Origin of the sequence: Actinoplanes sp. DH11 (assembly GCF_020873875.1) — a bacterium.
GTDB lineage: Bacteria > Actinomycetota > Actinomycetes > Mycobacteriales > Micromonosporaceae > Actinoplanes.
In genome coordinates this window covers 125,941-141,155 of sequence record NZ_JAHWGU010000020.1, presented here as the reverse complement: position 1 = coordinate 141,155, position 15,215 = coordinate 125,941, and the positions used below count along the sequence as shown (strand labels likewise).

The 15,215-nt window shown below is 72.8% G+C and carries 11 protein-coding genes; 2 read left to right on the top strand and 9 right to left on the bottom strand.

The genetic code is table 11. The annotated features are described in order from the left end of the window. Position 1 precedes the first annotated feature (1 nt). Positions 2-1,207: a hypothetical protein gene (locus tag LPA41_RS27050; protein ID WP_229073703.1), complete on the bottom strand. Its 1,206-nt coding sequence runs from the start codon at positions 1,205-1,207 to the stop codon at positions 2-4. Positions 1,208-1,236: 29 nt separating this feature from the next. Further along, positions 1,237-3,216 carry an MDR family MFS transporter gene (locus LPA41_RS27045; protein WP_229073702.1) on the bottom strand — a complete coding sequence of 660 codons (1,980 nt, stop codon included), beginning with the start codon at positions 3,214-3,216 and terminating at the stop codon, positions 1,237-1,239. 115 nt (positions 3,217-3,331) lie between these two features. Here LPA41_RS27045 and LPA41_RS27040 point away from each other — a divergent pair, with 115 nt between their 5' ends. Further along, entirely contained in the window at positions 3,332-4,330 is a 999-nt protein-coding gene (locus tag LPA41_RS27040) for an SDR family NAD(P)-dependent oxidoreductase (protein WP_229073701.1), read from the top strand. Positions 4,331-4,334: 4 nt separating this feature from the next. Here the strand turns inward: LPA41_RS27040 and LPA41_RS27035 are convergent, their stop codons facing one another. Continuing rightward, positions 4,335-4,886 carry a TetR family transcriptional regulator gene (locus tag LPA41_RS27035; RefSeq protein ID WP_255690314.1) on the bottom strand — a complete coding sequence of 184 codons (552 nt, stop codon included), beginning with the start codon at positions 4,884-4,886 and terminating at the stop codon, positions 4,335-4,337. A gap of 271 nt (positions 4,887-5,157) precedes the next feature. On the opposite strand from LPA41_RS27035, the gene LPA41_RS27025 reads away from it, so the two are divergent. Then, on the top strand, positions 5,158-6,369 hold the full coding sequence (locus LPA41_RS27025) for a hypothetical protein (RefSeq protein ID WP_229073700.1): 1,212 nt from the start codon (positions 5,158-5,160) through the stop codon (positions 6,367-6,369). 51 nt (positions 6,370-6,420) lie between these two features. On the opposite strand, the gene LPA41_RS27020 is transcribed toward LPA41_RS27025, so the two are convergent. The 6 genes from LPA41_RS27020 to LPA41_RS26995 all read right to left on the bottom strand — a co-directional run bounded on the left by LPA41_RS27020 (position 6,421) and on the right by LPA41_RS26995 (position 15,192). Continuing rightward, positions 6,421-6,717 (bottom strand): MoaD/ThiS family protein, encoded by a 297-nt coding sequence (locus LPA41_RS27020; RefSeq protein WP_229073699.1) that lies wholly within the window; start codon positions 6,715-6,717, stop codon positions 6,421-6,423. Then, a complete protein-coding gene (locus LPA41_RS27015; protein WP_229073698.1) occupies positions 6,714-7,829 on the bottom strand; it encodes an exo-alpha-sialidase in 1,116 nt (371 codons plus the stop codon). The genes LPA41_RS27020 and LPA41_RS27015 overlap by 4 nt, the downstream gene beginning before the upstream one ends. Before the next feature lie 88 nt (positions 7,830-7,917). Then, complete coding sequence (locus LPA41_RS42525; protein WP_229073697.1) at positions 7,918-9,474, bottom strand: methyl-accepting chemotaxis protein; 1,557 nt, start codon at positions 9,472-9,474, stop codon at positions 7,918-7,920. Between the two features lie 60 nt (positions 9,475-9,534). Beyond that, a complete protein-coding gene (locus tag LPA41_RS27005) occupies positions 9,535-10,200 on the bottom strand; it encodes a response regulator (RefSeq protein ID WP_229073696.1) in 666 nt (221 codons plus the stop codon). Next, the gene (locus LPA41_RS27000; RefSeq protein WP_229073695.1) at positions 10,197-12,668 is read right to left on the bottom strand and encodes a DUF4118 domain-containing protein; all 2,472 of its coding nucleotides are present in this window, start codon (positions 12,666-12,668) and stop codon (positions 10,197-10,199) included. Before LPA41_RS27000 ends, LPA41_RS27005 begins: the two co-directional genes overlap by 4 nt. A 31-nt stretch (positions 12,669-12,699) precedes the next feature. Continuing rightward, on the bottom strand, positions 12,700-15,192 hold the full coding sequence (locus tag LPA41_RS26995) for a DUF4118 domain-containing protein (protein WP_229073694.1): 2,493 nt from the start codon (positions 15,190-15,192) through the stop codon (positions 12,700-12,702). Between the last annotated feature and the right edge of the window lie 23 nt (positions 15,193-15,215).

Below are 15,215 nucleotides of genomic sequence, written 5' to 3'. Positions count from 1 at the left end.
CTCAGAGTTCCCCGGCGCGCAGGCTGAGCAGCACGCCCTCGGCCGGCCAGTCGTCGACCCGGTAGCGGGACGGCGCCAGCAGGGGCTCCGGCGCCAGGCCGGCCTGTTCCTCGACCAGGTGCCACGGCACCCGGAACTCGACGCCGGACTCGGGCCGGGCGAACGCCACCGAGTCGGCCCGGGGCAGCAGCGTGCTGACCCCGGCCACCCAGGTCGCGATGGTCTCGGCCGGGCCGCCGCCGGGCGGCTCGACGGCGATCAGCTTGCCGACGTGCACGTCGACGCCGGCCTTGTCGTACTGCTCGGCGAGCCAGTCGGTCTGGTTGGAGTACTCGGTGAGGGCGAGCACCGCCTCGGCGCGCCGGGCCGGCAGGTGGTGCAGGTGACCGGCGGGCGGGCGGTACGGCACGGCGACGCCACCGGGGCCCGCGACGTACCCGACCGGTGACAGGTAGCGCACCGCCTCCTGGAAGCCGCGTTCCACCACGGCGTAGAGCTGGTCCGCCTCGTTCTCCGGCAGCGGGCTGAGCAGCAGGGTGTTGTTGTCCGGCGCGAACGCCAGGACCGGGGTGCCCATCCGCTCGCCGACGTCGGCCAGCCAGCCGGGCGCCAGCAGCAGCGAGGTGAAGTAGCCGTCGCCGTCGTCGAGCATCCGGATCAGGCTGGGACCGGACGGCCACGGCCGGCTCAGCGAACGCCGGGCGACCTCGGCCAGGTTCTCCCGGGCGGCCGCGAACACGTCGTCGGCGGTCACCCCCCACTCGTCCAGGCGGTCCGGTATCACGTACGCCATGGCGTCCGGCGCGTCGATCACGATGAGTTCCCGCAGGAACGGCATCGCGGACCGGGACAGGGGCGGGCGCATGCCCACCGGGCCGGCGGCGCCGAAGGTGACCGGGCGGACCACGGGACGCAGCTTCGCCCGTACCGTCTCCCAGGTGTCCTCGGCCGGCGGCGAGGCCATCAGCCGGACCAGGCGCTCCAGCCGCTCCCGGCGCTCCGCCGGGCTGGCGTCCGCGGTCTCGCGGAAGACGTTCGAGAGGTAGAGGTGGGCCGGGCCCGTCCCGCCGGCCCGGTGGATCGCGATCGCGAACTCGTCCGGCCGGTAGTCGGCGCGCTCCACCCCCGGGGTGCCACGAGCCACCCGGAGGGCGAGATGGGCGAAGCGGCGCTGTGGCGAGCCGGCGAACCGATCCAGCAATCCCATTGGTGGACGATAGCCTGCCGCGGGCCGGATCAAACGGGCCGATGCTCGTCGACCAGCCGGGTGGCGATGTTGTTCAAGGCCTGGTCGATCAGCACCCGGTCGTCGGGTTCGGTGCGCGCGATGTCGTCCAGGTTCGCGTCGAGCCACTGCCGCCAGGCGTGCCGGACCCGCTCGAACTGTTCCTGACCGGCCTCGGTGAGGTGCACGTCGTCGCCCTCCACCCGGGCGTAACCTGCCGCACAGAGCTCGTCGAAGGCGGGTTCCAGCACCTCAGGGGGCATCCGGTGCTGGCGCGCGATGGCCGGCAGCTCGGCCCGGCCCTTGGCGGTCAGGTGCAGGTGCGTCTGGCCGATCGCCCACGCCTGCGACGGGTTCAGCGCGGTGCCGGAGTCGGCCAGGACGCGGTCGAGGACCGTACGGTCGTCGCGCGCCCGCCGCATGGTGTCGCTGATCTGTCGTTCCAGCTGACCGATCCGGTCGTCCGCCGCGGGCGGGGAGAAGCCCTCGCCGACGTCGCTCGCGGCGACCCGCGCGCTGTCCCGCAGCGGCAGTTCCTTGAGCAGCCAGGCGACCAGGAAGCCGAGCACGGCGACCGGCACCACCCAGCGGAACACGTAGTTGATCGCGTCCGCGTAGGCCGCGACGATGGGTCCGGCCAGCGCCGCGTCCAGGGCCTTGAGCGCTTCCGGGCTCTGCGCCGTGGTGGGCGGCACCCCGGTCGCGACGAGGGCCTCGCCGAGGCCGTCCTCGAGCCGGCCGCTGTACAGGGTGCCGAAGATCGCGGTGCCGAACGAGCTGCCCAGGGTACGGAAGAACGTCACGCCCGAGGTCGCGGTGCCCAGGTCGGCGTAGGGCACGGTGTTCTGCACGACGATCGTGAGCACCTGCATGGACAGGCCGATCCCGGCGCCCAGCACGAACATGTAGAGCGATTCCAGCCACGTGCTGGTTCCCGCGTCCATGGTCGACATCAGGTAGAGGCCGACCGTCATCACGGCGCCGCCGGCGATCGGGAACGCCTTGTAGCGGCCGGTGCGGCTGACCAGGTTCCCGGAGAGCATCGAGGTGAGGAAGAGACCGGCCACCATCGGCAGGGTCCGCACCCCGGAGCCGGTCGCCGAGACGCCGTCGACGTACTGGAGGTAGGTGGGCAGGAACGTCATCGCGCCGAGCATCGCGAAGCCGACGATGAAGCTGAGCGTCGAGCAGACCGTGAAGACGGAGTTGCGGAACAGCCGCATCGGCAGCATCGGTTCCTGGGCGCGGAGCTCGACGGCGACGAACGCCGCGAAGAGCGCGATCGAGCCGGCGAACATCCCGATGATGGTGGGCGAGCTCCAGGCGTACTCGCTGCCGCCCCACTCCAGGGCCAGGATCATCGTGGTGGCGGCCGCGGCGATCAGGCCGATGCCGGCGTAGTCGACGACCGGCCGGCCCGCGGTCCGGATCGACGGGATGGCCTTGGCCGCCATGCCGATCACGACGATCGCGATCGGCACGTTGATGTAGAACGCCCACCGCCAGCTCAGGTGGTCGGTGAACAGGCCGCCCAGGGTGGGTCCGACCACCGTGGTGATGCCGAAGACCGCGCCGAGGGCGCCCTGGTACTTCCCCCGCTCGCGGAGCGGGATGACGTCGGCGATCAGCGCCATCGCGGTGACCATCAGGCCACCGCCGCCGATGCCCTGGATCGCGCGGGCGGCCACCAGCATCGCCATGTCCTGCGCGACACCGCAGAGGGCCGAGCCGGCCACGAAGACGACCGCGCTGACCTGGAAGACGAGCTTGCGGCCGAACAGGTCGCCGAACTTGCCGGCCAGCACGGTGGCGATCGTCTCGGCCAGCAGGTACGCGGTGACGACCCACGACATGTGGCCGGCACCGCCGAGGTCGGCCACGATCGTCGGCAGCGCGGTCGAGACGATCGTCTGGTCGAGGGCGGCCAGCAGCATGCCGAGCAGGATCGCGACGAACACCACGTTGGTCTGACGCCGGCTCAGCACGGGCATGTCCCGATCCTCACCTGATCTTCAGGAGCCCGGGCCGGTATTGGCCATTCCGCCGAAGTAAACTAAGTTCACTTCGTCGTTTCTGCTGCTCATTGCCTTATCGAGAGGATTCGAGATGTCGCTTGGCGCGTCCAGCACGGTCGGTGAATGGCTCGACCACCCCGAGGGTGGGCCGGCCATCCGGGCGCTGCTCGGTCAGGGCGGTGACTTCGACGAGGCCCGCCTCGCCCCGGCCCGCGGCCTGCCGCTGCAGCAGCTCGTCAGCCTCAGCCAGGGCCAGATCCCGCAGGAGGCCGTCGACCAGCTCGTGCTCGCCGTCAACGGCGGCGTCGCCCCGGAACAGGTGGAGTCCGGCGCCTGGCGGGAGCAGATCACGCCGGGCCGGTTCGACGGCAAGATTGTGATCGTCACCGGGGCCGCCTCCGGCATCGGCCGGGCCACCGCCTCCCGGATCGTCCGCGAGGGCGGCCGGGTCGTCGCCGTCGACATCACCGCGGACAAGCTCGACGCCCTCGCCGGCGAACTCGGCGCCGCCGTGGTGCCGGTGACCGCCGACATCACCAGCGCCGACGACGTGGCCCGGGTCGTGGCGGCGGCCGGTGACCGGATCGACGGCCTCGCCAACGTGGCGGGCGTGGTCGACGACTTCAGCCCGGTGCACGAGACCACCGACGCCATGTGGGACCGGGTCTTCGCGGTGAACGTGGACGGCGTCTTCCGGCTCACCCGCGCGGTCGTCCCGTCGATGCTGGCCGCCGGGCGCGGCGCGATCGTCAACGTGGCCTCCGAGGCGGCCCTGCGCGGCAACGCGGCAGGCGTCGCCTACACGGCCTCCAAGCACGCCGTCATCGGCATCACCAAGAACACCGCGTTCATGTACGGCCCGGCCGGCATCCGCACCAACGCGGTCGCCCCCGGCGGCGTGGCCACCGGCATGGTCCCGCGCGACCAGTCGCCGTTCGGGCTGTCCCGGACCGGCCCGCTGCTGTCCACGATCCCGGCCGTCGCCCTCGCCGAGCACCTGGCCGCGTCCATCACGTTCCTGCTCAGCGACGACGGTGTGAACCTGAACGGCGTGGTCCTGCCGTCCGACGGCGGCTGGTCCGTCCAGTAACCGCTCAGCCGGCCGGTGGGGTCAGCACCTGCTGCAACACCGCGCCGTAACGCGTCACCAGCTCACGGTGGTCGGCGGCGACCAACGCCTCGTCGGCGACCACCCAGAGCGCGTAGAGCAACCCGGCCACCACCGCCGCGGCCAGCCGGGCGCGCAGGTCGGCGTCCGGGCCGGACAGGCGATCACGCACCGGTACGACGAAAGTCCGCTCGTGGATGTCCTGGAGGCGGGCCTTGATCCGGGCCTCGTTGCTGCCCCGGATCAGCGCCAGGTAGACGTCGCGGATGTCGTCGTCGGCGAGCAGCACCTCGATGAACCGTTCGCCCAGCCGCTCGATCGGCACGTCGAAGAGCGGCTCGTTGGCGATGGTCAGATGCATCGTCTCCAGAAACAACATCTCCTTGGTCCCGAAGTGCCGGATGACCAGGGCCGGGTTGCTGCTCGCCAGGGCCGCGATGTCCCGCACCGAGGTGCGGGCGAAACCTCGCTCCCGGAACAGGCGGGTCGCCGCCGTACGGATCTCCTCGCGAGTCGCCTCTCCCGTACGTCTGACCATGTTCCGATCGTAAGCGGAGTCCGACCTTTGCCCCTGGTGGGCCAACCCTCGCCGAACCCGAGAACCACTCGGGTCCGTCGTGCTCAGCTATCCGGGACCAAACCGTTCAGGGGGAGAAAGGTAAGACATGCGCAAGGCGACACGGAGTCTGACCATCGCCGGTCTCGGAGTTCTGGCGGGCGCGACAATCGGGGCGGGCGCCGCGCAGGCTGCACCGGACACCATCCCGCCCACCAGCCCCAGCAGCGTCGTCACCAGCTACGACACCAAGATGGCGTGCGACGCGATCAGCAGGATCGGCTCCCGGCTCGACCTGTGGGACAACGACGAGTGCGACAAACACTTCAGCGGGGCACGGCGGCTCTACCTGCTGTACGTCGAATACGAGAGCGGCGCACCCGCGTGGCCGGCCGGCCATCAGACCCCGGGCGGCGGGCAGGGCCAGGGCGGTGACCAGGGCCAGCCGGATCCCGCGCCCACCACCGACCCCGGCACGCCGACGACCACCCCGGCACCGACTGACACCGGCACGGGCACCGACGCGGGCGCAGGCACCGGGACCGGGACCGGGACCGACGCGGGTGCCACTACCGGCACTGACGCGGGCGCGGGCGCCACCCCCGGGACCGACGCCGGCGCCACCACCGGCACTGACGCAGGCGCAGGCACCACCCCCGGGACCGACGCCGGCGCCACCACCGGCACCGACGCAGGCGCGGCCACCGGCACCGACGCGGGCGCCACTACCGGCACTGACGCAGGCGCGGCCACCGGAACCGACGCCGGCGCCACCACCGGCACCGACGCAGGCGCAGGCACCACCACCGGGACCGACGCCGGCGCCACCACCGGCACCGACGCAGGCGCAGGCACCACCACCGGGACCGACGCCGGCGCCACCACCGGCACTGACGCAGGCGCGGCCACCGGCACCGACGCAGGCGCAGGCACTGACGCAGGCGCAGCCACCGGAACCGACGCGGGCGCGGCCACCGGCACCGACGCGGGCGCCACCACCGGAACCGACGCAGGCGCAGGCACCACCACCGGGACCGACGCCGGCGCCACCACCGGCACCGACGCAGGCGCGGCCACCGGCACCGACGCAGGCGCAGGCACTGACGCAGGCGCAGCCACCGGCACCGACGCAGGCGCAGGCGCAGGCACCGACGCAGGCGCAGCAACCGGCACCGACGCAGGCGCAGCCACCGGCACCGACGCAGGCGCAGCAACCGGCACCGACGCAGGCGCAGGCGCAGGCACCGACGCAGGCGCAGCAACCGGCACCGACGCAGGCGCGGCCACCGGCACCGACGCAGGCGCAGGCACTGACGCAGGCGCAGCAACCGGCACCGACGCAGGCGCAGGCGCAGGCACCGACGCAGGCGCGGCCACCGGCACCGACGCAGGCGCAGGCGCAGGCACCGACGCGGGCACGGTCGCACCGGGCGTGACCACCGTCGCGGGCATCACGATCGAGTAGTTCGCGGCACCCCTCCGGCGGCCGGGCGACCCCCGGCCGCCGAGGCGTGTCTCAGCCGCCTGCCATCGCGCCGACCACCATGAACGGCTCCTCGCCCTTCGCCACCCGGTCCGGCAGCGGGTCGTCCGGCGGGTCGTTGGACAGGTCCTCCTCGCACGCGAAGAAGCGCACCAGCGGCCGCCGCGCCCCGGTCCGGCGGTCCCGCATCGTGCCGAGCAGCATCGGGTACTGCTGTTCCACCGCGTCGAGCACGCCGCGCTGGGTGACCGGCGGCGGCACCTCGACCCGCACTTCGCGGCCGACGTGGGCGAGGGCGCGCAGGTGCGGTGGGAGAATCACCCGGATCACGGCAGTACCTGCGCTTCGACGGAGAGCACCGGCGGCAGGTCCCGGACGATCGCGCGCCAGGTGTCCCCGCTGTCGGCGGACGCGTACACCTGGCCGCCGCTCGTCCCGAAGTAGATGCCGCACTCGTCGAGGGTGTCGACGGCCATCGCGTCGCGGAGCACGTTGACGTAGCAGTGTTCCTGCGGCAGCCCGGCGGTCAGCGCCTCCCACCGATCGCCGCCGGTGCGGCTGCGGTAGACGCGGAGTTTGCCGTCCATCACCCAGTGCTGGTGGTCGCTGGTCACCGGCACCACGTAGATCGTCTCGGGTTCGTGGGCGTGCACCGCGATCGGGAAGCCGAAGTCGGTCGGCAGGTCCCCGCTGACCTCCCGCCAGTTGCCGCCGGCGTCGTCGGTGCGCAGCACGTCCCAATGTTTCTGCATGAAAAGGGTCTCGGGCCGGGACGGGTGCATGGCGAGCCGGTGCACGCAGTGGCCGACCTCGGCGTCCGGGTCGGCGATGCCGTCGGAGACCAGGCCCCGGTTGATCGGCTGCCAGCTCACTCCGGCGTCGTCGCTGCGGAACGCGCCGGCCGCCGAGATGGCCACGAAGATCCGGTCCGGGTTCACCGGGTCGAGGATGATGGTGTGCAGGCACATGCCGCCGGCGCCGGGCTGCCATCCGGGTGCGGAGGCGTGGGTGCGCAGGCCGCTGAGCTCCACCCATTTCTGCCCGCCGTCGGTGGAGCGGTAAAGGGCGGCGTCCTCGGCGCCGGCGTAGACGACGTCGGGGTCGGTCCGGGACGGTTCGAGGTGCCAGATCCGCTTGAACTCCCAGGGTCGCGGCGTCCCGTCGTACCACAGGTGGTCGCCGACCGGCGGCGCGTAGGCGAAGTCGTGGTCGACCTGCTCCCACGACTTGCCGCCGTCGTCGGACCGTTGGATGAGCTGTCCGAACCAGCCCCCCGACTGGGAGGCCCAGATCCGGTCGGGGTCGGCGGGCGAGCCGTTGACGTGGTAGATCTCCCACCCGCCGAAGTGCGGCCCGCTCACCTCCCAGTTCTCGCGCCGGCCGTCGGCCGTCAGGATGAAAGCGCCCTTGCGGGTGCCCACCAGCAATCGAACGCTGCCCATGTCTGCTCCCCTCGGTGTGCTGATGGACGCATCATCGTCCATCAGCGCGCACTCGTGGGGGTTCGGACGAATGTTCGACCGATCGGGGTCAGCCCTGCAGTGCCCTGGCCATCTCCGCCTGCTCGGCCAGGACCTCGTTCATCCGGGCCTGCACGCTGTCCATCTTGCCGATCGTCTCGCTGGTGGTGTGGATGCCGGCGGCCACCGTCTCGGCGCTGGCCTGGATGCCGGCGATCTGGTCGGCGACCTTCTGGGTGGCCTCGGCGGTCTCCCGGGCCAGTTCTTTGACCTCGCCGGCCACCACGGCGAAGCCTTTGCCGCTCTCGCCGGCGCGGGCGGCCTCGATGGTGGCGTTGAGGGCGAGCAGGTTGGTCTGCTCGGCGATCGACTCAATGATCTTGATGACGTCACCGATCGCGGCGGACGCCTGACCGAGGGCCGCCACCTCGGCGGTCATCGCGGAGGCCCGGTCGACCGCCTGCTCGGCCACCGAGGTGGCGTCCCCGCTGGCGCTGCGCAGCCGGTCGACGGTGTCGAGCAGGGCCCGGGCGTTCTCCGCGGCCCGTTCGACGCCGCGCAGCACGTCGAGACGCTGGGAGACCAGCTGCTGCACGTTACGCAGCGACGCGGCCCGGGACTCGGAGAGGTCGATGTACTCGGTGGTGAAGAAGTCCATGGTGCCGACGATCCGGTCACCGCTCATGATCGGGAAGCAGACGCCGGAGCGCACCCCGGCCCGCTGCGCGGCGGGCGCCCGCACGCAGTCGGTGAGTTCGGCCAGGTCCCGGACGAAGACGAGGTCCCGGGACCGCCAGGCGCGACCGGAGAGGCCGACACCCTCGGCGAAGGTGGCCGCCAGGGTGACCCGGCGGAACTCGTCGCCGGCCGAACCGGATTCGACCTGGAACTTCAGCACGTTGTCGGCCGGGTCGACCTCCCAGTACGACCCGTACGCCCAGCCGAACGCGCTGCGCACGCTGTCCAGGGCGACCCGGATCGCGGTCTGGCTGTCCGACGCCGTGCCGAGTTTCGCGACGACCGTGGTGACCGCCATCCGGTCGTCGGCGACCTGCCGCAGTTCGGCGGCGGCGACCGCGCTGGACCGGGCGCGCTCGGCGATCCGGGCGATCGCGGTGAACTTCTCCCGCCGGTTGGCGTCCAGGTAGAGCGGCGCCGGCGAGTAGTACTCGAGGATCGCCTGCACCTCGGTGCCCTTGACCACCGGTAGCACGACGGCGCCGACCATGCCGTTCTGGAAGGCGGCCTCGGCGCGCCGGCAGTCGGTGTACTCCGCGGGCGACTCGGCGTAGACCGCCTGCCGGGTGCGGTACGCCTTGGTGACCAGCCCGGCCTCGGTGTTCGTGGGGACGGACCGGCCCGGGGTGATCCCGCCGGCGGCCGCCTGGAGCTGCGGCGCGATCCGCCCGGTCTCGTGGAACAGCCGCAGCTGCCCGCCGGCCGGCACCCAGACCGCGCCGTAGGCGAAGCCGTACGACTCGACCGTGCTGGCCACCGTGATCCGCCAGGCCGTGGTCTCGTCGATCGCGGCCTCCAGCGCCCGCACCAGGTCTTCCAGGGCCTCGACGTCGCGGGGCACGGGGCGGGCCGTCTCCGGGGCCGCCTGGCGGGAACCGAACAACCGCATGGGTCTCCTCAGGGCAAGAGTCGCAGATCCACCCCTCCCATCGGCCGGTGCGCACGGCGGTTAAGGCCGAAAGCGGTACCCCATCCCCGGTTCAGTGATCAAATGTCGCGGGCGCGCGGGGTCGGTCTCGAGTTTGCGGCGCAGCCGGGCCATGTACTGCCGCAGGTAGTTCGTCTCGGTCTGGTACTGCGGGCCCCAGACGTCGTGCAGCAGCTCCCGCTGGGTGATCAGCTTGCCGGGGTGCCGGATCAGGTGTTCGAGCAGCTGCCACTCGGTCGGGGTGAGCCGCACGTCGGGGGTGATCGAGCGGTCGGCCAGGTTCACCTGGAACGCGCCGATCGGCACCACCGGAGCGTCGTCGGCCGGCTGGATGCGCCGGGTGACGGCCCGGATCCGTGCCAGCAGCTCGTCCACGCCGAACGGCTTGGTGATGTAGTCGTCGGCGCCGGCGTCCAGGGCGGCCACCTTGTCGCTGCTGTCGGCCCGCCCGGAGAGCACGATGATCGGGATGTTGGTCCAGCCGCGCAGGCCGCCGATCACCTCGGTGCCCTCCATGTCGGGCAGACCCAGGTCGAGCACCACCAGGTCGGGGTGCTGGTGCGCGGCCAGGTGCAGGGCGGAGGCGCCGTCACGTGCGGTGTCCACCTCGTACCCCCGGGCCTTGAGGTTGATCCGCAGGGCTCGCACGATCTGCGTGTCGTCGTCGACGACGAGGATCCGGGTCATCGCCGGGCCGGCAGGGAAATGATCATGGTGAGGCCGCCTCCGGGGGTCTCGTCGGGGGTGAGTGTGCCGCCCATCGCCTCGGTCAGCCCGCGGGACAGCGCCAGGCCGAGGCCGACACCGGTGTGGTTGTCGCGGTCACCGAGGCGCTGGAACGGCAGGAACACCTCGTCCCACCGTGCCACCGGGATCCCCGGTCCATGGTCGATCACCCGCAGCTCGACCACGTCGCCGTGGCTGCTGCCGGTGACCATCGGCGGCCGGTCCGGCGGGCTGTACCGCAACGCGTTGCCGATCACGTTCACCAGCACCCGTTCCAGCAGACCCGGATCGGCGCGCAGCATCGGCAGGTCCTCCGGCACGCGCACGGCCACGCTCCGGCCCGGCGGGCCGAGTTCTTCCAGAGCCTTGGGTACGACGTCCTCGGCGCCCAGCTCGGCAGCGGTGACGCCCAGCGCACCGGCCTGCAGGCGGCTCATGTCGAGCAGGTTCGCCACCAGACCGCCGAGACGGTCCAGCGACTCGTCGGCGGTGGCCAGCAACTCCGCCCGGTCCGCCTCGTCGAAACGCACCTCGGCACTGCGCAGCCCGGCCACCGCCGCCTTCGCCGAGGCCAGCGGCGTCCGCAGGTCATGACTCACCGCCGCCAGCAACGCCGTGCGCAACCGGTTGGCCTCCGCGAGGGGCCGGGCCGTGGCCGCTTCGGCGGCCAGCCGCTCCTGACGCAACGCCACCGCCGCCTGCGCCGCGAAGGCCTCCACCACCCGCCGGTCGGACGCGGCCAGGATCCGCCCGCCGAGCAACAGGACCAGGTCGTCGCCGGCCGTCACGGTGTCGGTCGCGGCGTCCGGCAGCAGGCCGGGCCGGCCCACCTCGGCCACCGTCGTGCCGCCCTCGCGCAGCGCCACCGACTCCAGGGCGAACGTCTCGCGGAGCCGGTCGAGCAGCGCCGTCAGCGGCCGTTCACCGCGCAGCACCCCACCGGCCACCGTCGCCAGCGTCTGCGCCTCGGCCGACGCCTGCGCGGCCTGCCGCGTCCGGCGGGCCGCGGTGTCGACCACCCAGCTGACCGCGACCGCCACCAGCACGAAGATCGCCAGCGCCAGGAGGTTCTGCGTCTGCGCGACCAGGAACCGCCCGTACGGCGGGGTGAAGAACCAGTTCAGCAACAGCGAGCCGCCGAGCGCCGCGAGCAGCGCCGGCCACCACCCGCCGACCAGCGCGACACCGACCACCGCCACCAGGAACAGCAGGATGTCGGTGACGAGTGACGGGTCGGGCAGCGCCAGCAGCAGGCCGGTGAGCAGCGGCAGTCCGGTCAGGACGGCGCCGAACCCGGCGATCCGGCGCCGGCGGGACAGGGCGGGCGGCATCGGCGCCCGCCGGCCGGTCCTGGCGTGTTCGTGGGTCACCAGGTGCACGTCGATCGAGCCGGACAGCATCGCCGTGGTGACGCCGACCCCGGCGGAGAGCAGCGCGGCGAACCGGTGCCGGCTGGAGACGCCGAGCACGATCTGGGTGGCGTTGACGCCGCGGGCGAACTCCAGCAGCGCCCTCGGCACGTCCGGACCGGCGACCTGGTGATAGGTGCCGCCGAGGCTCTCGGTGAGCAGCCGGTGCCGGGCCAGCACCGCGGCGTCCGCGCCGGCCAGGCCGTCGTTGCGGGTCACGTGCACGGCCAGCAGGTCGGCGCCCTTGGTGCGGGCGGCGATCCGGGCGGCCCGCCGGATCAGGGTCTCCCCCTCCGGGCCGCCGGTGATCGCCACCACGACGCGTTCCCGGGTCTCCCAGGTGGCGTCGATGTCGTGGTCGGCGCGGTACCTGCCGAGCTGATCGTCCACCTGGTCGGCGAGCCACAGCAGGGCCAGCTCCCGCAGCGCGGTCAGGTTCCCGGCGCGGAACCAGTTGCTCAGCGCGGCGTCGACCTTCTCCGGCGGGTGGACGTTGCCGTGCGCCAGCCGCCGCCGCAACGCCTCCGGCGTCATGTCGACCAGCTCGACCTGCTCCGCCGACCGCACCACCGCGTCCGGCACGGTCTCCTGCTGCCGTACCCCGGTGATCCGGGCGACCACGTCGTTCAGCGACTCCAGGTGCTGCACGTTCACCGTGCTCAGCACGCTGATCCCGGCGTCCAGCAACTCCCGCACGTCCTGCCAGCGGTGCGCGTTGCGGCTGCCCGGGGCGTTGGTGTGCGCCAGCTCGTCCACGACGGCGACCTGCGGCTTGCGCGCGAGCACGGCGTCCAGGTCCATCTCGCTGACGGCCACGCCACGACGGGTACGGCTGCGGCGCGGCACCGTCTCCAGGTCGCCGATCATGGCGGTGGTGTGTTCCCGGCCGTGCGTCTCGACGAGCCCGATCACCACGTCGGTGCCGCGGCCGGCCCGCCGGTGCGCCTCCTCGAGCATCGCGTACGTCTTGCCGACCCCCGGCGCCGCACCCAGGTAGATCCGCAGTTCGCCGCGCGCCATGACACCGAACCTACGCGGGGACGGTGCCGGATCATTCCCTCCGCCCGAGGAATGCGACGGGCATCGCAAGGATCATGGTGAGGCCGCCGCCCGGGGTCTCCTCCGGCGTCAGCGTGCCGCCCATCGCCTCGGTCAGCCCGCGGGACAGCGCCAGGCCCAGTCCGACACCGGTGTGGTTGTCCCGGTCACCGAGCCGCTGGAACGGCAGGAACACCTCGTCCCAGCGATCCACCGCGATTCCCGGTCCATGGTCGATCACCCGCAGCTGCACCGTGTCACCGAGCGCGCTGCCGGTCACCATCGGCGGCCGGTCCGGCGGGCTGTACCGCAACGCGTTGCCGATCACGTTCACCAGCACCCGTTCCAGCAGACCCGGATCGGCGCGCAGCATCGGCAGGTCCTCCGGCACGCGCACGGCCACGCTCCGCCCCGGCGGGCCGAGTTCTTCCAGAGCCTTGGGTACGACCTCCTCAGCACCCACCTCGATCGACGACACACCCAGCGCCCCCGTCTGCAGACGGCTCATGTCGAGCAGGTTCGCCACCAGACCGCCGAGACGGTCCAGCGACTCGTCCGCGGTGGCCAGCAACTCCGCCCGGTCCGCCTCGTCGAAACGCACCTCAGCACTGCGCAGCCCGGCCACCGCCGCCTTCGCCGAGGCCAGCGGCGTCCGCAGGTCATGACTCACCGCCGCCAGCAACGCCGTGCGCAACCGGTCCGCCTCCGCGAGGGGCCGGGCCGCCGCCGCTTCGGCCGCCAGCCGCTCCTGACGCAACGCCACCGCCGCCTGCGCCGCGAACGCCTCCACCACCCGCCGGTCGGACGCGGCCAGGATCCGCCCGCGCAGCAGCACCCGCAGATCCCCGTCGGCGTTGATCTCGACGTCGGCGTCGGCCGGCCCGGCGCAGACGGGGTCACCCACCGACGCGACGACCCCCTCGGCGTCCAGCAGCGTCACCGAGTCGAGGGCGAACGTCTCGCGGAGCCGGTCGAGCAGCGCCGTCAGCGGCCGTTCACCGCGCAGCACCCCACCGGCCACCGTCGCCAGGGTCTGCGCCTCGGCCGACGCCTGCGCGGCCTGCCGGGTCCGGCGGGCCGCGGTGTCGACCACCCAGCTGACCGCGACCGCCACCAGCACGAAGATCGCCAGCGCGAGTAGGTTCTGTCCCTCGGCGATGGTGAACCGGCCGACCGGCGCGGTGAAGAACCAGTTCAGCAGCAGCGAGCCGCCGACCGCGGCGAGCAGCGCCGGCCACAACCCGCCGACCAGCGCGACACCGACCACCGCCACCAGGAACAGCAGGATGTCGTCGATCAGCGGCAGCGGCGGGCCGGCCGCCAGCGCCACCGTGAGCAGCGGCAGGCCGAGCAGCGCGATCAGGAAGCCGGCGATCTGCCGGCTGCGGGAGAGCGCCGCCGGCAGGGGCCCGCGGCGGCGGCCGCGGCCGGCCAGCTCGTGGGTGACCAGGTGCACGTCGATCGAGCCCGACCCGGCGATCGTGGTGACACCCACGCCGGCCGCGAAGACCTGGGCGAACCGGCCCCGGCTGGACGCGCCGAGCACGATCTGGGTGGCGTTGACGCCACGGGCGAACTCCAGCAGCGCCTGCGGGACGTCGGCGCCCGCCACCTGGTGATAGGTGCCACCGAGGCTCTCCGCCAGCACCCGTTGCCGGGCCAGGGCGGCCGGGTCGGCGCCGGCCAGGCCGTCGTTGCGGGTCACGTGCACGGCCAGCAGGTCGGCACCCTTGGTCCGGGCGGCGATCCGAGCGGCCCGCCGGACAAGCGTGTCGCCCTCCGGGCCACCGGTCAGGGCGACCACCACGCGTTCCCGGGTCTCCCAGGTGGCGTCGATGTCGTGGTCGGCGCGGTACCTGCCGAGTTGCTGCTCCACCTGGTCGGCCAGCCAGAGCAGGGCCAGCTCCCGCAGGGCGGTCAGGTTCCCGGTCCGGAAATAGTTGCCGAGGGCCGCGTCCACCTTCTCCGGCCGGTAGACGTTGCCGTGTGCCATCCGCCGCCGCAACGCCTCCGGCGTCATGTCGACCAGCTCGACCTGCCCGGCCGCCCGCACCACCGCGTCCGGCACGGTCTCCCGTTGCGGCACCCCGGTGATCCGGGCGACCACGTCGTTCAGCGACTCCAGGTGCTGCACGTTCACCGTGCTCAGCACACTGATCCCGGCGTCCAGCAACTCCCGCACGTCCTGCCACCGCTTCGCGTTGCGGCTGCCCGGGACGTTGCTGTGCGCCAGCTCGTCGACCACCGCGAGGCCGGGCCTGCGGGCCAGCACCGCGTCCAGGTCCATCTCGGCGAACACGGCACCGCGGTAGGTGACCTGCCGGCGTGGCAGCACCTCCAGGTCACCGATCATGGCGGCGGTGTGTTCCCGGCCGTGCGTCTCGACGAGCGCGACCACCACGTCGGTGCCGCGGCCGGCCCGCCGGTGCGCCTCCTCGAGCATCGCGTACGTCTTGCCGACCCCCGGCGCCGCACCCAGATAGATCCGCAACTCACCGCGCGCCATGGTCACCCCTCCCCCGCGCCCAC